The sequence below is a fragment of the Leucobacter sp. BZR 635 genome (genome assembly GCF_048061935.2).
Taxonomy (GTDB): domain Bacteria; phylum Actinomycetota; class Actinomycetes; order Actinomycetales; family Microbacteriaceae; genus Leucobacter.
The window spans coordinates 41,265-59,709 of the sequence record NZ_JBLUNZ020000004.1 but is presented as its reverse complement, the minus strand read 5'-3'; the positions used below and the strand labels follow the sequence as shown (position 1 = coordinate 59,709).

At 66.3% G+C, this 18,445-nt stretch carries 13 protein-coding genes; 4 read left to right on the top strand and 9 right to left on the bottom strand.

The annotated features are described in order from the left end of the window. Positions 1–4: 4 nt before the first annotated feature. The gene (locus tag ACI1US_RS00480; protein ID WP_461637262.1) at positions 5–511 is read right to left on the bottom strand and encodes a MarR family winged helix-turn-helix transcriptional regulator; all 507 of its coding nucleotides are present in this window, start codon (positions 509–511) and stop codon (positions 5–7) included. 45 nt (positions 512–556) lie between these two features. On the opposite strand from ACI1US_RS00480, the gene ACI1US_RS00475 reads away from it, so the two are divergent. Then, positions 557–811, top strand: coding sequence for a hypothetical protein (locus ACI1US_RS00475; protein WP_416549762.1), 255 nt, complete (start codon positions 557–559; stop codon positions 809–811). A gap of 71 nt (positions 812–882) precedes the next feature. Here the strand turns inward: ACI1US_RS00475 and ACI1US_RS00470 are convergent, their stop codons facing one another. The 4 genes from ACI1US_RS00470 to ACI1US_RS00455 form a co-directional block, all read right to left on the bottom strand. Continuing rightward, complete coding sequence (locus ACI1US_RS00470) at positions 883–3,144, bottom strand: polyribonucleotide nucleotidyltransferase (RefSeq protein WP_416549763.1); 2,262 nt, start codon at positions 3,142–3,144, stop codon at positions 883–885. Positions 3,145–3,430: 286 nt separating this feature from the next. Next, entirely contained in the window at positions 3,431–5,020 is a 1,590-nt protein-coding gene (serA, locus tag ACI1US_RS00465; RefSeq protein WP_416549764.1) for a phosphoglycerate dehydrogenase, read from the bottom strand. Between the two features lie 125 nt (positions 5,021–5,145). Continuing rightward, the gene (locus ACI1US_RS00460; RefSeq protein ID WP_416549765.1) at positions 5,146–5,442 is read right to left on the bottom strand and encodes a hypothetical protein; all 297 of its coding nucleotides are present in this window, start codon (positions 5,440–5,442) and stop codon (positions 5,146–5,148) included. Further along, entirely contained in the window at positions 5,439–5,939 is a 501-nt protein-coding gene (locus ACI1US_RS00455; protein ID WP_461637258.1) for a hypothetical protein, read from the bottom strand. Before ACI1US_RS00455 ends, ACI1US_RS00460 begins: the two co-directional genes overlap by 4 nt. Positions 5,940–6,021: 82 nt before the next feature. Here ACI1US_RS00455 and ACI1US_RS00450 point away from each other — a divergent pair, with 82 nt between their 5' ends. The 3 genes from ACI1US_RS00450 to ACI1US_RS00440 all read left to right on the top strand — a co-directional run bounded on the left by ACI1US_RS00450 (position 6,022) and on the right by ACI1US_RS00440 (position 12,210). Next, a complete protein-coding gene (locus tag ACI1US_RS00450; RefSeq protein WP_461637256.1) occupies positions 6,022–6,960 on the top strand; it encodes a hypothetical protein in 939 nt (312 codons plus the stop codon). Between the two features lie 85 nt (positions 6,961–7,045). After that, positions 7,046–9,646 (top strand): ATP-dependent helicase HrpB, encoded by a 2,601-nt coding sequence (gene hrpB / locus ACI1US_RS00445; RefSeq protein WP_461637254.1) that lies wholly within the window; start codon positions 7,046–7,048, stop codon positions 9,644–9,646. Positions 9,647–10,050: 404 nt separating this feature from the next. Beyond that, positions 10,051–12,210 (top strand): hypothetical protein, encoded by a 2,160-nt coding sequence (locus ACI1US_RS00440; protein ID WP_461637252.1) that lies wholly within the window; start codon positions 10,051–10,053, stop codon positions 12,208–12,210. A 976-nt stretch (positions 12,211–13,186) separates the two neighbouring features. Here ACI1US_RS00440 and ilvC read toward each other — a convergent pair. The 4 genes from ilvC to ilvD form a co-directional block, all read right to left on the bottom strand. Next, the gene (gene ilvC / locus ACI1US_RS00435; protein ID WP_416549767.1) at positions 13,187–14,203 is read right to left on the bottom strand and encodes a ketol-acid reductoisomerase; all 1,017 of its coding nucleotides are present in this window, start codon (positions 14,201–14,203) and stop codon (positions 13,187–13,189) included. 87 nt (positions 14,204–14,290) lie between these two features. Beyond that, positions 14,291–14,800, bottom strand: coding sequence for an acetolactate synthase small subunit (gene ilvN, locus ACI1US_RS00430; RefSeq protein WP_343958334.1), 510 nt, complete (start codon positions 14,798–14,800; stop codon positions 14,291–14,293). Between the two features lie 2 nt (positions 14,801–14,802). After that, the gene (locus tag ACI1US_RS00425; RefSeq protein WP_416549768.1) at positions 14,803–16,542 is read right to left on the bottom strand and encodes an acetolactate synthase large subunit; all 1,740 of its coding nucleotides are present in this window, start codon (positions 16,540–16,542) and stop codon (positions 14,803–14,805) included. A 134-nt stretch (positions 16,543–16,676) separates the two neighbouring features. Beyond that, positions 16,677–18,371: a dihydroxy-acid dehydratase gene (gene ilvD / locus ACI1US_RS00420; RefSeq protein ID WP_416549769.1), complete on the bottom strand. Its 1,695-nt coding sequence runs from the start codon at positions 18,369–18,371 to the stop codon at positions 16,677–16,679. Between the last annotated feature and the right edge of the window lie 74 nt (positions 18,372–18,445).

The following is an 18,445-nucleotide window of genomic DNA, read 5'->3' as shown; positions in this document are numbered from 1 at the left end:
CTCGCTACTCGACCCCGGGCTGCTCTGCGTCGCCCGCGCGCTTGGCGGCGTCGACGAGCCGCAGCATTGACTCGTGGATCGATGTGAGCTCAGCCAGACTCATGCCGAGTCGCCGGGCCATCTCCCCCGGAACCTCGATCGCGCTCTCGCGCAGCGCCTCGCCGGCCTCGGTGAGCGTGATTTCGAGCCTGCGCTCGTCGCTCGCGCTGCGAACCCGGGCGACGAGCCCTTCGCGCTCGAGGCGCTTCACCAGTGGCGACAGCGTCGACGGCTCCTGGCTGAGCAGCTGGGCGAGCTCGTTGAGCGAGAGCTGGTGATGCTCCCAGAGCGCAAGCATCACCAGATATTGCGGGTGGGTGATGCCCAGCGGGTCGAGTACGGGCTTATATGCACCAATCACACTTCGCGAAGCAACAGAGAGCGCGAAGCACACTTGGCGCTCGAGCAGCAGCGGATCCACGTCATTCACACTCTCATTCTCGCGCATCTTGCGCGCTTCGCCTATACTCATTTTGTACAGCATTCATTCGTGCACCAATCATTAGCGAGGTAAGTTATGTCTCTCGGCGAATCCACCACCGAGACTCCCGCCCCCAAGCCGCTGTTCGAGCCGAGCCCGACTCCGCGTATGCCGGCCTCTGAGATCTTCCTCATCATCCTCGCGATGGTGCTCGTCTTCGGCGGCTTCTACATGATGGGCCTCGCCTTCAGCGTGCCCGAGTGGGCATTCTGGCTCTTCGGCGGCGGCATCATTGTCGACGCCATCGGCTTCTGGGTTGCCTTCGGAATCATCCCCAGCCGCGAAAAGTAACGCGCCCACAGAAATAACAGCGCCCGCCGCATCCCTTTCGGGAAGCGGCGGGCGCTGTTATTTTCGAGTGACTACTCGGCGTCAGCCTCAGCAGCGGCCTCGGCCGGAGCCTCAGCAGCAGCGTCCTCGAGTACGGGCTCGAGCGAGAGCTTGCCGCGATCCTCAACCTTGTTGATGCGCACGAGGATCTTCTGACCAACCGAGAGAACGTCGTCGACCGAGTCAACGCGCTTCTTGCCGGCGATCTTTGCGACCTCCGAGATGTGCAGCAGGCCGTCCTTGCCGGGCAGCAGCGACACAAATGCGCCGAACGCAACGGTCTTCACAACAGTACCGAGGTACTGCTCGCCGACCTCGGGGGTCTGCGGGTTCGCGATCGCGTTGACCTGCAGGCGGGCAGCCTCAGCCGAGGGGCCGTCAACCGCGCCGATGTAGACGGTGCCGTCGTCATCGATCGAGATGTCAGCGCCGGTCTCGTCCTGGATACCGTTGATCGTCTTGCCCTTGGGCCCGATGAGCTCACCGATCTTGTCGACCGGGATCTGCACGCTGATGACGCGGGGCGCGGTAGGCGCCATCTCGTCGGGCGTGTCGATTGCCTGATCCATGACGTCGAGGATCGCGGTGCGAGCTTCCTTCGCCTGCGCAAGCGCGCCAACGAGGACGTCGGTGGGGATGCCATCGAGCTTGGTGTCGAGCTGCAGCGCGGTGATGAAGTCCGAGGTACCTGCGACCTTGAAGTCCATATCGCCGAGCGCGTCCTCAGCACCGAGGATGTCGGTGAGGGTCGCGTACTGCGTCTCGCCGTTCACGGTGTCGGAGACGAGGCCCATTGCGATGCCAGCGACGGCTGCGCGGAGCGGCACGCCTGCGTTGAGCAGCGACAGCGTCGAAGCGCAGACCGAGCCCATCGAGGTCGAACCGTTCGAACTGAGCGCCTCCGAGACCTGGCGGATCGCGTAGGGGAACTCGTCACGAGCGGGGAGCACCGGCACGAGTGCGCGCTCGGCAAGGAAGCCGTGCCCGATCTCGCGACGCTTCGGGCTGCCAACGCGGCCGGTCTCACCGGTCGAGTAGGGCGGGAAGTTGTAGTGGTGCATGTAGCGCTTGCTGGTCACGGGTGACAGCGAGTCGATCTGCTGCTCCATCTTCAGCATGTTCAGCGTGGTGACGCCCATGATCTGGGTCTCGCCGCGCTGGAAGATTGCCGAACCGTGGACGCGCGGGATGACCTGCACCTCTGCGTCGAGCCCGCGGATGTCGCGCAGGCCACGGCCGTCGATGCGTGCGCCCTCAGTGAGGATGCGGCCGCGAACAACCTTCTTGGTGACTGCCTTGTACGCACCGGAGACCTGGCCGTCGGCCTCAGCGGGCAGCTCGCCTGCGGCGACCTTCGCCGCAATGGCCTCCTTGACGGTTGCCTTGAGGGCGTCGTCAGCGTTCTGGCGCTCGACCTTGTCGGCGATCTGGTAGATCTTTGCGAGCTCGGTCTCGGCGAGTGCCTCGACTGCTGCGTAGACCTCATCGGCGAAGGGCAGGAATACGGGGTACTCCTGCACCTCCTTGGCCGACTGCTTCGCAAGCTCTTCCTGAGCCTTCACGAGCTGCTTGAGGAACGGCTTCGCAGCGTCGAGACCCTGCGCGACGATTGCCTCGTCGGGGCGCGTAGCGCCAGCCTTGATGAGGTTCCACGAATCCTCGGTAGCCTCAGCCTCAACCATCATGATGGCGACGTCTTCGGTTCCGTCAGCCTTCGTGACAACGCGGCCCGCGACCATGAGGTCGAAGACTGCGTCCTTGAGCTGCTCGACGGTCGGGAACGCAACCCACTGGTCGCCGATGAGTGCGAGGCGCACGCCACCGATCGGACCGGAGAAGGGCAGGCCCGAGATCTGCGTCGACATCGATGCCGCGTTGATCGCGAGCGCGTCGTAGAACTCGCCCGGTGCGATCGACAGCACGGTGACGACAATCTGTACCTCGTTGCGGAGGCCGTCAACGAACGACGGGCGCAGCGGGCGGTCGATGAGACGGCAGACGAGGATCGCCTCGGTCGAGGGGCGCCCCTCGCGGCGGAAGAACGAGCCGGGGATCTTGCCGGCTGCGTACGAACGCTCTTCTACGTCAACGGTGAGCGGGAAGAAGTCGAAGTGATCCTTCGGCTGCTTCGATGCGCTCGTGGCCGAGAGGAGCATCGTCTCCTCATCGAGGTACGCAGCGACGGCACCCTGTGCCTGCTGCGCGAGGCGGCCAGCCTCAAAACGAATGGTGCGCTTGCCGAACTTGCCGTTATCGAGCACGGCCTCGGCGAACTTGATTTCAGGACCCTCCACGGGAACTCCTTACATACGTGAGCGCGTGGGGGCAGTCCGGAAGCGCGTGTGCGCTTGCGCGGTGCGTTCCGGAGCTGATGTTCAGTAGACGACCACCCTGGTTCGAGAAGTTCAGAGGGATCCACCACCGAAGACCAGCCCACCCACCGACGGGCTCGGTTCATCTGTGATGCGGGCAAAACGCCCACAGGATCAGGATAGCATCGGCCCCCGAGAAACGCGCGGGAGCCGTCAGAACGACGGAGCGTGTTGCTCAGGGGCCGATGGGCCGCACGAGAGTTGCGGGCTATGCGTCTACGAGGATCGCGTGAATCGACTCAGCGGCGATTGCCTCTGCGAGCGAAGCCTCGAGCTCGTCGGGCAGCGGCGAATCGATCGTGAGCACCGAGAGCGCCTTGCCACGCTTCTCGTCACGGGCGATCTGCATGCTCGCGATGTTGATGCCGGCGTCGCCGAGCAGTCCGCCGAACGCCGCGACAATGCCGGGGCGGTCGGTGTAGTTGAGCACGAGCAGGTGCTTCGTGAGCGGCAGCTCGACGTCGTAGCCGTTGACCTCGATGAGCTTCTCGATCTGCTTCGGCCCCGTGAGGGTGCCGGAGACAGAGAGCTGCGTGCCGTCGGTGAGCGTGCCGCGGATCGTGATGATGTTACGGAAGCTCTCAGCGATCGCGTCTGCCGAGAAGCTCACCTCAACGTCGCGCTGCTCGGCGAGCAGCGGAGCGTTGACGTATGACACGGGATCCGAGACGATCTTCGAGAAGATACCCTTGAGCGCGGCGAGACGAAGCGCCTCTACGCGGTGCTCTGCGAGCTCGCCGTGCACCTCGATGTCGATCGACGCGAGCGGTCCGGCAGCGAGGCCGGCGAAGACCTGGCCGAGCTTCTCGGTGAGCGGCAGGCCCGGGCGAACGTACTCGTCGATGCCGGCACCGGCCACATTCACGGCGTCCGGCACCAGGTCGCCCGCGAGCGCGAGGCGAACCGACTTCGCGACCGCGACCCCGGCCTTTTCCTGCGCCTCGGCGGTCGAAGCACCGAGGTGCGGCGTCACGTTCACGTTCGGCAGGCCCGTGAGCGAGTTGTCTGCCGGGGGCTCCTGCACGAACACGTCGAGCGCGGCACCCGCGATCTCGCCAGCGGTGAGGGCGGCAGCAAGCGCCTCCTCATCGATGAGCCCACCGCGAGCGACGTTCACGACGTACGCGGTCGACTTCATGGCCTTGAGCTGCTCTGCACCGATCATGCCGAGCGTCTCGGGGGTGCGCGGCATGTGGATCGTGAGGAAGTCGGCGCGCTCGACGAGCTCCTCGAGCGTGACAAGCTGCACGCCAAGCTGCAGCGCGCGCGGCGCGGTGACGTAGGGGTCAAAAGCGATGAGCTCAACGCCGAAGGGGCGCAGCCGCTCAGCGACGAGCGCGCCGATTCGGCCGAGACCGATGATGCCGATCGTCTTCTCATAGAGCTCGGTTCCCGTGTAGGAGGAGCGCTTCCACTCCCCCGCCGACAGCGAGCCGTGGGCGCGCGGCAGGTGCCGGGCGAGCCCGAGAATGTGGGCAACGGTCAACTCGGCAGCGCTGATGATGTTCGAGGTCGGAGCGTTCACGACCATCACACCCGCCTGCGTCGCAGCCTTGATATCGACGTTGTCGAGTCCGACGCCGGCGCGCGCGATCACCTTCAGCTTCGGCGACCACGAGAGTGCCTCGCTGTCGAGCTGGGTGGCCGAGCGCACGAGCACGGCGTCGGCGGTTTCAAGCGCCGATCGGAGTGCTTCGCGGTCGGTCCCGTCGACGTTACGAACGTCGAAATCGGGGCCGAGAGCGGCGATAGTGGCGGACGAAAGTTCTTCGGCGATCAGCACGACCGGCTTTGTCACGAGTGGTTCCTTCGACGTAGAGAAGCATCACAGTTGCTGCGCACGCGGCGCAGAACCACCAGTCTACTGGCCCCTCAAGCCCCGAAATTGCATGCGGGGCCCACAAAGGTTTCGAAAAGGTCTCGTTACGAGATGAGGTGCATGATCTCGAGTTGCACCGCGGCGCTCACGCACAGGCCCGTTGAGAGCAGCAGTACCCGCACCCACGCGCTCTTGCCGCGCGCAATGATGAGCGACACGATGAGGGCGATCACGGGCACCGCGATCGCGGTCCCGAGGAGCGCCCACGGCAGCGGGCCGAGGGCCTCGCCGAGAAACTGAGACATCCCGAGGAGGTTGCCGACGCCGGCCGCAACCGCGTATGCGTAGAGTGCGAGAATCACGACGCCCGCGATCCACGCGGTGATCACCTTGAGCTTCACAGTGCGGCTCCACTCAGAAAGACCATGGGCAGGGGGAAGGTTACGACGAGGCCGAGCACGAGCGCCAGCACGAGGCTGCGGGTGCGCGTGCGCGTCAGCACGAGCGCCGAGAGGAACCAGAAGATCGGAGCGAGCGGCGCGATCCAGAACACGATCTGCTGCAGTGCGCCGCCGATCGATCCGCTCCCCGCGGCCACCGCGGCGTTGACGTCGGCGTAGTACTGCGCCCAGCTCATCCACACCCAGGCATAGAGCAGGAAGAGCCCACCGGCAAGACCGAGCAGCACGACAGTGAGGTTGCTCATCTGCGCCGGGCGGTCACTCACCGCACCGGGCTCAGACTCGTCGGCAGCAGCCGGCTCGTCGGCAGCGACTGGTTCCGGAATCACCGGTTCGACATTCGTTGGGGCCGATTCAACGGTCCACCCGCTCTGCAAGGCGCTCTCGCGCTCCTCGCCACTTCCGGTTCGCATGCTCACAATGTTATCGAGATTCATTCGGGCACTTCTGGGAACTGCGCCGACAGCGGGTTACACTTGAGGCGACTTCATAGAAATCCCTACAAAGGAATACAGAACCTTGGTTGATTCCAGCAAGAACAAGGCTGCAGGCGCAGCCGCCACCCCAGCAGCTTCAACGGCAGATGCCTCCTGGACCCCGACGGCGGCCGCGAAATCGCAGGCCACGAAGTTCCGGTGGATCGCCATGGTGCTCTGGATCGTCGCGATCGCCCTCGAAGCGGTTGCGATCTTCTGGCTGCTGCGCCAGCGCGAATTTGTCGGCGAAGACGGCCAGTTCGTGCGTAACCAAGAGTCCGGCCTGATCACGCAGCAGGACGCAACCGCGGTATTCCCGCAGTGGGCGTTTGTGACGCTCATCATCGCACTCGTCGTGATCGCGGCGCTCGCGATCACCGGCTCGTTCCTCTGGAAGAAGGCCAACCGCCTCGACCCGGCGAAGCAGGCTGACAAGTTCCGCTTCTTCGTACAGAACCAGCTCGGGGCGATCATCGCGATCATCGCGTTCCTGCCGCTGATCATCCTCATCTTCACGAACAAGGACATGGACGGCAAGCAGAAGGGCATCGCCGGCGCCATCGGTATCGTGCTCGCGCTCGCCGCAGCGGCGCTCGGCGCAGACTTCAACCCGCCGTCGGTCGAGAAGTACAACGCCGACCAGTCGACTGTCATCCAGCTGCTCGGCGCCGACGAGGTCGTCTGGGTCGCTGGCGGCAGCGTCTACCACGTCTGCGAGAACGTCTCTGACATTCAGACCGGTAGCGACAAGCTCACCGGCACCACCGCTGAGGCGATCGAGGCGAAGAAGACCCGCCTGACGCTGAAGTTCGCGAGCGAGCTCAAGGCATGTGGCCTGAACGTGCCCGAGAACGCCGACGCGATCGAGGCTGCGCTCAAGCAGATCCAGGGTGGCGCGACCGACGTCACGCTCCCCGCTCCCGAGTGGGCAAACCCGGCAGACGCGCCGATCGCCATCAAGGATGCGCCGGCGACGGCATAGTCCCACGCTGCACAACACGGGTGGTGGCCCAGAGGAATGATCCTCTGGGCCACCACCCGTTTCTGCGCCCTCGTAAGATGATCTCGTGACCACCCACCGCTTCGATCTCTCCGCCATCGGCTCCGGGCTCCCCGTCGCGGCCGCACACGAGGCGCTTGAGCAGGCGGTGCTCACGGGGGCTGCGGTCGTCACTGCCCCGCCCGGATCGGGCAAGACCACATTCGTGCCCGCCCTCGTCGCCAACGTGCTCGCCGCTGGCGACGCTGCGTCGGGCCGCCCGCCGCAGCGGACGCTCCTCTCGCAGCCGCGCCGCGTCGCAGTCCGCGCGGCCGCCAGGCGACTCGCGCAGCTCGACAGCAGCGCGCTCGGTGGCCCGGTCGGCTTCACGGTGCGGGGCGAGCGCATCGTCGGCCGCGATACGCGGATCGAGGCGCTCACCCCCGGAGTGCTGCTGCGCCGGCTGCTCAGCGACCCAGGGCTTGACGGTGTTGGCGCGGTGGTGCTCGATGAGGTGCACGAGCGGTCCGTCGACAGCGACCTGCTCCTCGGGCTGCTCGCTGAGGTGCGGGAGCTGCGGCCCGAACTTGCCGTCATCGCGATGTCTGCGACCCTCGACTCGGCCGCCACCGCCGAACTGCTCGGCGGGGTCGTCGTCGATGTGCCCGCAGCGCTCCATCCCCTCGAGATCAGCTATGCCCCGGCTCAGGCCCCTCGGCTGAGCGAGCGCGGCGTCACCCGCGAGTATCTCGCGCACGTCGCTTCCCTCGCCGCGGCAGAGCAGGCGGGAACGGGGATCGACGCGCTCGTCTTCCTGCCCGGGGCGCGGGAGGTCGACGAGGTGGTGCGGTTGACCCGCGAGACCGTCGCCGGGCGGTCTCCGTCTGACCGAGTTGATGTGCTCCCGCTGCACGGCAGACTGCCCGCGCGCGAGCAGGATCGAGCGGTGTCCGGGCGCAGCCCGGCTGATCCACCCCGGATCATCGTGAGCACCGCGCTCGCCGAGAGCTCGCTCACCGTTCCCGGAGTCCGCCTGGTGATCGATGCGGGCCTGTCGCGCGAGGTGCGGCGGGATCGCGCCCGCGACATGGCCGGCCTCGTGACCGTGAGCGCCGCCCGTGCGAGCGCCGAGCAGCGGGCAGGGCGCGCCGCACGCGAGAGCGCCGGGCGTGCGGTGCGGGCGTACTCGGAGACCGACTTCGCGCGGATGCAGCCGGCGGTGACCCCCGAGATCCTCTCGTCCGACCTCACCGACGCCGCACTGCTGCTCGCGGCCTGGGGTACCCCGGGAGCATCGGGGCTCAGGCTCCCCACAGCTCCCCCGGCCGCCGCGATCACGCAGGCGGTGGAAACGCTCGCGACGCTCGAGCTCACGGGGCCAGATGGCCTGCCGACCGCGCTCGGCACGCAGGTCGCGCAGCTTCCCGTTGGCGTGCGCGAGGCACGGGCGCTACTCGCCGGAGCGGCTGAGCTGCGTGATGCAGGCCGCGCCGCGGAGGTCGTGGCCGCCTTCAGCAACGACTTCCGGGCACCCGATGCAGACCTCGGCAGGCTACTGCGAGAGCTGCGCACGGGGCGCACGCCCGGATCAGACCGCTGGCGGCGCGAATCCGAACGGCTCGCACGCCTCGCGCGCTCCGGTGCAGGCAAGCCGTCCGCGGCGGCAAGCGAGGTGCCATCGGAAGTTGCAACCGGGCGCCTTACGGCGCTTGCCCGCCCCGAGTGGATCGCCCGACGCACCGGCGAACACACACGCAGTTACCTTCTCGCCAGCGGCACACGCGCAGCACTGCCCGAGGGCAGCACGCTCGTCTCCAGCGAGTGGATCGCGGTGCGTGAGGTGCAGCGAGCGAGCGGCCGTGCCGCCGACGGCACCGGCGCAATCATCCGGCTCGCGGCGATCCTCAGCGAGGAAGACGCGCTGCGGATCGGTCAGCCGCTGCTCACGAGCAAGCGCTCGGCATCGGTCGTCGACGGCCGCGTGCGAGTCCGCGAGGAGGAGCGGCTCGGCGCGATCCAGCTCCAGTCGCGGCCCGCGCAGCCCCGCAGCGAAGACACCGGCCCCGCCTACGCCGCACACCTGCGCGACGTAGGCCTCGATGCGCTGCGCTGGAGCGAGAACTCCGCGGCGCTGCGCAGCAGGCTCGCGCTGATCCACCGCGAGCTCGGCGAGCCGTGGCCAGCAGTCGACGACGACACGCTCCTGGCCTCGATCGAGACCTGGCTCGGCCACGATCTCGAACGCCTCCGGCCGGGGTCTTCGCTCCACCAGCTCGACCTCGGCAGCGCGCTCAGGCGGCTCCTCCCCTGGCCGGAAGCTACGAAGCTCGATACGCTCGCCCCAGAGCGGCTCGCAGTGCCTTCGGGTTCGAGCGCTGGCATCGACTACTCCGCTGTGACCGGTGCGGAGGGCCGCCCCGTCGTCGCCGTGAAGTTGCAGGAGCTGTTCGGTGTGGCCGAGACGCCGCGGCTGGTCGATGGCCGGGTGCCCGTGCTCTTCCACCTGCTCTCGCCAGCCCGCAAACCTCTCGCCGTCACCGACGACCTGGCATCGTTCTGGAACGGGCCCTATCAAGACGTGCGGCGTGAGATGCGCGGCCGCTACCCTAAGCACCCCTGGCCAGAGGATCCGTGGACGGCCGAAGCCACCGCCCGCACGAAGCGTGCGAGCGCCGCACGTCACCCGTAACGACTCCCGGCTCCCCTCTCCGAAACAATCTCGGTGACTTGAGTGCTCAAACCCCAAATTTGAGTGGAACCACTCGAAGCCACTGCCTTCCCCTCACGCGTAAGCTCTCGGGCGTTGTCACGGTTTGAGATGCTTGAAAAGCTGTTGAGGAGTAGTAGGAATTGCCTGTTCGCGGAACCCCACGCCTGTTCGTTCGCGCTCATACACAGCAGGGTCGTCGGCAGTGGCGTCGCCCGCGGCTGGCCCTCCCGCGGCAGGCTCCCGCACGCCAGGACAGCCACGGGCCCGCTCAGCGGCTGCGGAGAACCCTCGGCAGTCTCGCGCTCGGGGCGTTGCTTCTGGGCGGCATCGCCGTACCAGCCGCCGCTGCTGAGTCGCAGATTCCGCTGTACACCGAAAAGCATGTGTTTCAGCCGCAGACGACGGGCGGCGGGCCAGTCGGCACGTCCTCCGATCTGGTCGGCGACACCGTCGCTTTCGCGAGCGAACGCGGCGCAGCCCGACCCGCAGTAACCGTCGCTGTCGCGACGGGCGCAGGCGACGACAGCTGGGAGAGTTTCACCCTCACGCCGCCGGAATCGACGAACGCGCAGCGCAGCTTTGGCATCGCCGTCGCAGTGTCCCCCGACGAACAGACCGTCTACGTAGCCTCCGGGTACGAGGAACGGGTGTACGCGTTCCCGCGTGGCACGGGCGACTGGTCTGGGGATCCCGCTATCTACGACGCCCCCACTCCCCCGGAGCGCGTCAACTACGCCGCGGGCACGCGACCGTACCAGGCATCATTCGCCGAGAACATGACGGTCTCAGGAGAGTCGCTCGTGCTCGGTGTCGCAAACGCCCGCGTCGACGGCAAGGCAAACGTCGGCATGGTGTGGCGGCTCGACCTTGCGAGCGGCGACTGGCAGGCCTTCCTCCCCGCTCCCGGCGAGGCCATCGCAGAGGGCATCCTCGGCCAGGCCGTCGCCGTGGAGGGCGACCTGGTCGCCGCGGGCGCGGTGCAGGTGAGATCCGCCGCTCACTACCCGTCACGCATCGGCGGCGTCGCGCTCTGGTCGATCGACGCCCCAGAACACCCCCGGTTCGTCTCGCAGCCACCCAATGGTCCGAACGAATGCCTCCCCGATACGCAGGGCGGCGGAGAAGCATTTGGCATGGGCATCGCGATCGTCGACCGCACGCTCTACGTCGGGTCTCCGCTTGAGGGCAGGCATGATGAGGGATCGGCGTGCACGAATCTCGAAGTGTCCGAAGGCCGCGCATCGCAGGGTGCCGTCTACCGTTTCGACGACACCCTCACGCAGCTCGGCCCGAAGCTCTCGCCCCCGAACGGTCTCGTCTCGTTTGGCTACTCCCTGACCGCCGCTGGCGACGCTCTGCTCGCTCACGCAAGCACGCTTGGCACCGACGCCACCGGCCAGGTGCTCGTCTACGACACCTCCGAACTGTCCGACGGCGAGCCGGGCGGCAGCGAAATCGTACGCCCCCAGCAGACACTCATCCCCGAGAACTACACGGGCACGGGGTTCGGAATGCACATCTATGGCGGTGGGATCTCGGTCAGCGGCGAGCGCGCCCTGATCCTCGACGCCCGCGGCGACAGCTACCTGTTCGCCCCGATTACGCCGAACGTCCAAGACCCCGTCCTGGAGCTCGCCGATTCCGAGCACACATACGGCCAGAGCGGGCAGCTCCTCGCCTCGCTGCGCAACGCGAACGCGGACGCGTACGCCGAAACCGTCCGCTTCTTTGCCGAGGGGAAGCCGCTCGGCGAGGCCGAAATCGTGGACGGAATCGCAACGCTCTCGATCCTGCCCACGGCGCTGAACGCCGCGCCCGAGGGCACACAGGTGTCCGCGTTGCTGGCCTCGCGCTCGCCCGAGACCGCACCTCCCGGTCGCGAGCAGCTTTCGGCCGAGGCGACGCTCACTATCTTGCCCGCGCAGACGCGCACCGTGGTCTCTGCCGTCGAGGCGCTCCCCGACGGCACCGGTTGGCAGGTCACCGGGAAGACCGGAGCCGAGTTCGCGAGCGTGCCGACGGGGGTCGTCGTGCTCGAGGAGGAAGCGGGCGACGTCGTGGCGACACTCAGCGACGGCGAGTTCTCAGCGTTTCTCCCGGCGAACGGCGCGGGTGGTGCGGGTGATGCGGGTGATGCGGGTGATGCGGGTGATGCGGATGATGCGGATGATGCGGCCGACACGATCCTCGGCGGCGTCATCGCTCGGTACCAGACAGACGGCAACCACCTCGCTTCCGAGGCGGCCGCGGAGTTGCCGCCGCTGCCAGAGGTGACGCCTGTGCCGGATCCGGATCCGGCCCCTGGCCCTGACCCTGACCCTGACCCTGACCCTGACCCTGATTCTGATTCTGGTTCTGGCTCGGACCCGGGTTCGGACCCGGCTCTGCCCCCGGGTGAAGAGATGAGCCCTCACGCGGCGAACTCACTCAGCGAGTCCGGATCGGCCGCGGGGCCGCTGGCCTTGGGCGGCGCGCTCGGGGCGCTGCTGCTACTCGGCGGGGCCCTGGCCGTCGCCGTCGCTCACGCGCGTCGCGGTGCCTAACCGGCTACCCCCGCAACCCGGCAACCCCACAACCCCGCAACCCCCAACTGCTGGTCAGTTTGCGCCACGCGCAGCGCATGTCCCGGCCGAATCATGGCGTAAACTGACCGGGAGTCGGCGATGGGTGTCGGAGGTGGTATGGAGGCCCTCCACATTTGAGGGTGTAGCAGCTTCCGGCGTCGGTGAGCAGTTGTGAGGCACGCGCTATTACCCGACTCGCTGGAAGGCCATAACCACCAGGCCCGACGAATGGACCTGGGAGCTGCGAAAGACTCACGACCCGGGTGCCTCTGTCTTTCACGGCAGGGCGCGGAGCACCCGCGGCAGCCGCAAGGCCGAACGCTGGTACGAGAGTTCCACTTTCGTGTTGAAGCGGGGTGGCTCCGCCTGAGTGCTGCGGCGGTGCCCGCGTCCGGCACGTAGCTCACGACGCCCGATAGCTCTGAGTGATTTCCTCCGCGAATGGCTCGGCAGCGAACCCTTTTCTCGCTATGTTCACCACACTCTCAGGCGAAGCACGCCCGCCCTGAATCGCGCTCAGCAGACATGTCCTCAGCGAAGTCAGCAATGATCGGCAGCCGAAATACCCTGACCTTGCCGAAGACATGTCTTTTCGGCGCACCTCATCGCTGCGGTCGACACCTTCAACTGTGAGGAGCCTGATTAATCCAGACCGAGTCTTACTAGGGGCCAAAAAGGGTCGGACTGGATTACACGGGGGCTTCACGATTGACGTGCGGCGGTATCCCGGGTAGGCGAGGAGTACAAGGCTGTCGCGGGCGCAGGGGCCTTCGGAGAGCCTGACGCCTCCCGCCCAAGTCCTGGCCAGTTTGCACCAGCGCGCACGGCGTTTCGCCACCAACAGATGGCGCGAATTGACCAGGAGTTGGGGAGGGTGCTGGGGCGGCAGCCGGTGGCACGACGACGAGAGGCCCCCGGGAATTCCCGGGGGCCTCTCGCGTAACGTCAGTCGTGGTTAGCGCGCAGCGCTGCCGTCGACGTAGTCCGAATCGGTCTGCTGCCAAGCGAAGAGCTTGCGGAGCTCGACGCCGGTCTTCTCGATCGGGTGCTGCTCCTCCTTCGCGCGGAGTGCGTTGAACTCGGGTGCGCCAGCATCCTGGTCACCGATGAAGCGCTCAGCGAAGGCACCCGACTGGATGTCTGCGAGAACAGCCTGCATGTTCTCCTTGACCTTCGCATCGATGACGCGGGGGCCCGAGACGTAGTCGCCGTACTCAGCGGTGTCAGAGATCGACCAGCGCTGCTTGGCGATGCCGCCCTCGAACATGAGGTCGACGATGAGCTTGAGCTCGTGAAGCACCTCGAAGTACGCGATCTCGGGCTGGTAGCCAGCCTCGGTGAGCGTCTCGAAGCCTGCCTGCACGAGGTGGCTCATGCCACCGCAGAGGACTGCCTGCTCGCCGAAGAGATCGGTTTCGGTCTCCTCGGTGAAGGTCGTCTTGATGACGCCCGCGCGGGTGCCACCGATTGCCTTGGCGTACGACTTTGCGGTCTCCCACGCGGTGCCCGATGCGTCAACCTCGACAGCGATGATGTCGGGGATGCCGCGGCCTGCCTCGAACTCGCGGCGCACGGTGTGGCCGGGAGCCTTCGGAGCGACGAGGATCACGTCGACGCCCGCGGGTGCCTCAATGTAGCCGTAACGGATGTTGAAGCCGTGCGCGAAAGCAAGCGTCTTGCCCTCGGTCATGTGCTGTGCAACATGGTCGTTGTAGATGCCGCGCTGGTGCTGGTCCGGTGCGAGGAGCATGATGACGTCAGCCCACTCAGCTGCGTCAGCAACGTTCTTCACGGCGAAGCCGGCCTCTTCGGCCTTCTGGATCGACTTGGATCCTTCCTTCAGCGCAATGACGACCTCGACGCCCGAGTCGCGAAGGTTCATCGCGTGCGCGTGACCCTGCGATCCATAACCGACGACGGCAACCTTCTTGCCCTGAATGATCGACAGATCCGCATCGCTGTCGTAGTACATTTCAGCCACTGGGCGTTCTCCTTTGTTGTGTGGTTCGTAAACCTGTTGAACCCGCTGCATGCTCAGGCACCATGCCTGAAAGCGGGGTTAGACCTTAAATACTCGTTCGGAAATCGACTTCGACCCGCGGCCCATCGCAATGAGCCCGGACTGCGCGATTTCCTTGATCCCGTATGGCTCGAGGACCCGCAGGAATGCCTCGATCTTGCCGGAATCTCCCGTGACCTCGATGGTGAGGGCCTCGGGCACGACGTCGACGACGCGCGCACGGAAGAGGCTCACGGCCTCAAGTACGTGCGAACGGGTCTGGTTATCGGCGCGCACCTTGATGAGCACGTGTTCGCGCTGCACCGAGTTGCTCGAGTCGAGCTCCACAATCTTGATGACGTTCACGAGCTTGTTCAGCTGCTTGGTCACCTGCTCGAGGAGCACCTCGTCTTCATCGACGACGACGGTGATCCGTGACAGACCATCCATCTCCGTCGGCCCGACGGCGAGCGACTCGATGTTGAAGCCGCGGCGGGCGAAGAGCCCCGCGACGCGGGTCAGCAGACCCGGCTTGTCCTCGACGAGGAGGCTGAGAACGTGACGAGCCATGGTTACTCTTCCTCCCACTCGGGGGCTTGCTCAAGGACATACTGAATGTCGCTGTTCGAGGTGCCCTGGCGAACCATCGGCCAGACCATCGCGTCGGCGCTCACAACGAAGTCGATCACCACGGGGCGATCATTCGTCTCGAGCGCGAGCTTGATGGCGGCGTCGACCTCATCTTCGGTTTCAACACGGATCGAGAGGCAGCCGTAGGCGTCGCCGAGCTTCACGAAGTCGGGGATGCGCGGTGAGCCGTGGCCCGTGTTGAGCTCGGTGTTCGAGTAGCGGCCGTCGTAAATGAGGGTCTGCCACTGGCGCACCATGCCGAGCGATGAGTTGTTGATGATGGCAACCTTGATCGGAATGTTGTTCACGACACAGGTCGCGAGCTCCTGGTTGGTCATCTGGAAGCAGCCGTCGCCGTCGATCGCCCACACGGCGCGTTCGGGCTCTGCGACCTTTGCGCCCATCGCGGCGGGAACGGCGTAGCCCATCGTTCCGGCACCGCCCGAGTTCAGCCACGAGTTCGGGCGCTCGTACTTGATGAACTGCGCGGCCCACATCTGGTGCTGGCCGACGCCCGCGGCGTAGATGCCCTCGGGGCCGGTGAGCTCGCCGATGCGCTGGATCACATGCTGCGGCGACAGCAGCCCGTCGGTCGTCTCGGAGTAGCCGAGCGGGAACTTCTTCTGCAGATCGCGCAGGTGGCTCCACCATGCGCTCGTGTCAGCGAAGTCACGGCCGAGCTTCGCGGTGGAGACCGCGGCGATGAGGTCGGAAATGACCTCGGCGGCGTCTCCCACGATCGGCACATCGGCCGCGCGGATCTTGCCGATCTCAGCGGGATCGATGTCGGCGTGGATCACCTTTGCTTCAGGCGCGAAGAGCGCTGCGCGTCCGGTCACCCGGTCGTCGAAGCGCGCCCCGAGGGTGATGAGCAGATCGGCCTCCTGCAACGCGAGCACCGCGGGAACGGTGCCGTGCATGCCCGGCATGCCGAGGTGCTGCGGGTGCGAATCCGGGAATACGCCGCGAGCCATGAGCGTCGTCACCACGGGGGCACCGACAAGCTCCGCGAGCTGCAGCAGCTCCTCCGACGCCTTCGCGCGGCCGACGCCTCCGCCGACGTAGAACACGGGGCGCTCGGCCCCGGCAATGAGCTCGGCCGCGGCCTGGATCTGCTTGCTGTTCGCCTTCGTGATCGGGCGGTAGCCTGGGAGATCCACACGTGGATCCCACACGAAATCGAGCTCGCCCTCCTGCGCATCCTTCGTGATGTCCACGAGCACGGGGCCCGGGCGACCGGTCGACGCGAGGTGGTACGCAGCGGCAATCGCTCCGGGCACCTCAGCGGCGGTCTTCACGAGGAAGGAGTGCTTGGTGATCGGCATCGTGATGCCCATGATGTCGGCCTCTTGGAACGCGTCGGTTCCCATGAGGTGCGAGAACACCTGGCCGGTGATCGCGAGCAGCGGCACCGAATCCATGTAGGCGTCGGCAATCGCGGTGACGAGGTTCGTGGCACCAGGGCCCGACGTCGCAATCGCGACACCGACCTTGCCGGTCGCCGCGGCGTAGCCCTCTGCCGCGTGGCCCGCGCCCTGTTCGTGGCGGACGAGCACGTGGCGCAGATCCTGATCGCCCATGAGCGTGTCATAGAGCGGCAGCACCGCGCCGCCGGGGAGACCGAAAACATCGGTGACCCCGAGCGCGTCAAGGCTGCGGACCACAGCCATTGCGCCGGTCATGCGCTCGCCGCGCGCTGGCGGCTCGCCTGATTGACGTGGAATAGCGTTCGACTCCAAGGTCATTTTTCGCTTTCTTACGGTTAAGGATGAATCACGGATCACGGGCGGATCGAAGCTTGCGCGAGACGGAAGCATTAGCCGGTAATGGCACCCTCAGATGCCGAATGCACGAGCTTCGCATACTTCGCCAGCACACCGCGCGTGTACCGTGGGGGAAGCGGGGCCCAGTTCGCACGTCGGGCCTCAAGCTCAGCGGGATCTACCAGCAGATCGAGCGTCTGTGCCGCGATATCAACCCGTATCAGGTCACCGTCGTGCACGAGCGCTACTGGGCCTCCATCCGAGGCCTCAGGCGCAATGTGGCCGATACACAGGCCGGTTGTGCCGCCTGAGAATCTGCCGTCTGTCAATAGTAGTACATCTTTCCCGAGTCCCGCGCCCTTGATCGCGCCAGTAATCGCAAGCATCTCGCGCATGCCCGGGCCACCCTTGGGTCCTTCGTAGCGGATGACGACGATATCGCCCTTGCCGATCTTGCCCTTGGTGAGCGCGTCCATCGCTTCGCGCTCGCGCTGGAACACGCGCGCCGGGCCTTCAAAGACCTCAGCGTCGAATCCTGCCGTCTTCACGACTGCGCCCTCGGGCGCGAGGGTTCCGTGGAGGATCGTGATGCCGCCGGTCGCGTGGATCGGATCGTCGAGGTGGTGGATCACCTTGCCGTCGATGGGATCCGGGTTGAGCTCAGCGAGGTTCTCAGCCATTGTCTTACCGGTGACCGTCAGCGCGTCGCCGTGCAGCAGGCCCGCGTCGAGCAGCGCCTTCAGCACGACGGGTACGCCGCCCTGGCGGTCAATGTCGGCCATGACGTACTGGCCGAATGGCTTCATGTCGGCGAGGTGGGGCACCTTCGCACCGATGCGGTTGAAGTCTGCGAGCTCGAGATCGACCTCGGCCTCGCGAGCGATCGCGAGCAGGTGCAGCACGGCGTTCGTCGAGCCGCCGTAGGCCATGAGCAGCGTGATCGCGTTCTCGAACGCTTTCTTCGTGAGGATGTCGCGCGCAGTGATGCCCTTCGCGATCATGTTGACGACGGCCTCGCCTGAGCGGTGCGCGAAGTAGTCACGACGGCGGTCGGACGAGGGCGGCGCGGCAGAGCCGGGCAGGCTCATGCCGAGCGCTTCCGCGATCGACGCCATCGTGTTTGCGGTGTACATGCCACCGCAGGCGCCCTCGCCGGGCACGATCGCGCACTCGATGCGCTTGAGGTCCTCTTCGCTCATCGTGCCGGCCTTGCAGGCTCCGACAGCCTCGAAGGCGTCGATGATCGTGACTTCCTTCTCCGTGCCGTCGGTGAGCTTCACCCAGCCGGGCGCAACCGATCCCGCGTAGAGAAACACCGAGGCGAGATCGAGGCGCGCAGCAGCCATGAGCATGCCGGGGAGCGACTTGTCGCAGCCCGCGAGCAGCACCGAACCGTCGAGGCGCTCAGCCATCATCACGGTTTCGACCGAGTCGGCGATGACCTCTCGTGAGACGAGCGAGAAGTGCATGCCCTCGTGCCCCATCGAGATGCCGTCAGACACCGAGACGGTGCCGAACTGCAGCGGGTACCCGCCGCCCGAGTGCACGCCCTCTTTCGCGCCCTGCGCCAGCCGGTCAAGGCTGAGGTTGCACGGGGTAATCTCGTTCCACGAACTCGCGATACCGATCTGGGGCTTATCCCAATCTTCGTCGCCCATGCCGACGGCGCGGAGCATCCCGCGCGCCGCAGCTTTTTCAATGCCGTCGGTGACGTCGCGACTCCGCGGCTTCATATCGATATCTGCCATCTCTGCCATGCCCTCATCTTACGCCCTGGCGTGTGCCGTTGCCGGGACACACAGCACGGTTCGGGCCATACAAC

Excerpts from the sequence above, each read along its gene's own strand:
- ACI1US_RS00480 (WP_461637262.1), bottom strand. The coding sequence starts at position 511 with ATGAGTATAGGCGAAGCGCGCAAGATGCGCGAGAATGAGAGTGTGAAT.
- ACI1US_RS00475 (WP_416549762.1), top strand. The coding sequence starts at position 557 with ATGTCTCTCGGCGAATCCACCACCGAGACTCCCGCCCCCAAGCCGCTG.
- ACI1US_RS00455 (WP_461637258.1), bottom strand. The coding sequence starts at position 5,939 with ATGAATCTCGATAACATTGTGAGCATGCGAACCGGAAGTGGCGAGGAG.
- ilvC (WP_416549767.1), bottom strand. The coding sequence starts at position 14,203 with ATGTACTACGACAGCGATGCGGATCTGTCGATCATTCAGGGCAAGAAG.
- ilvN (WP_343958334.1), bottom strand. The coding sequence starts at position 14,800 with ATGGCTCGTCACGTTCTCAGCCTCCTCGTCGAGGACAAGCCGGGTCTG.
- ACI1US_RS00425 (WP_416549768.1), bottom strand. The coding sequence starts at position 16,542 with ATGACCGGCGCAATGGCTGTGGTCCGCAGCCTTGACGCGCTCGGGGTC.
- ilvD (WP_416549769.1), bottom strand. The coding sequence starts at position 18,371 with ATGGCAGATATCGATATGAAGCCGCGGAGTCGCGACGTCACCGACGGC.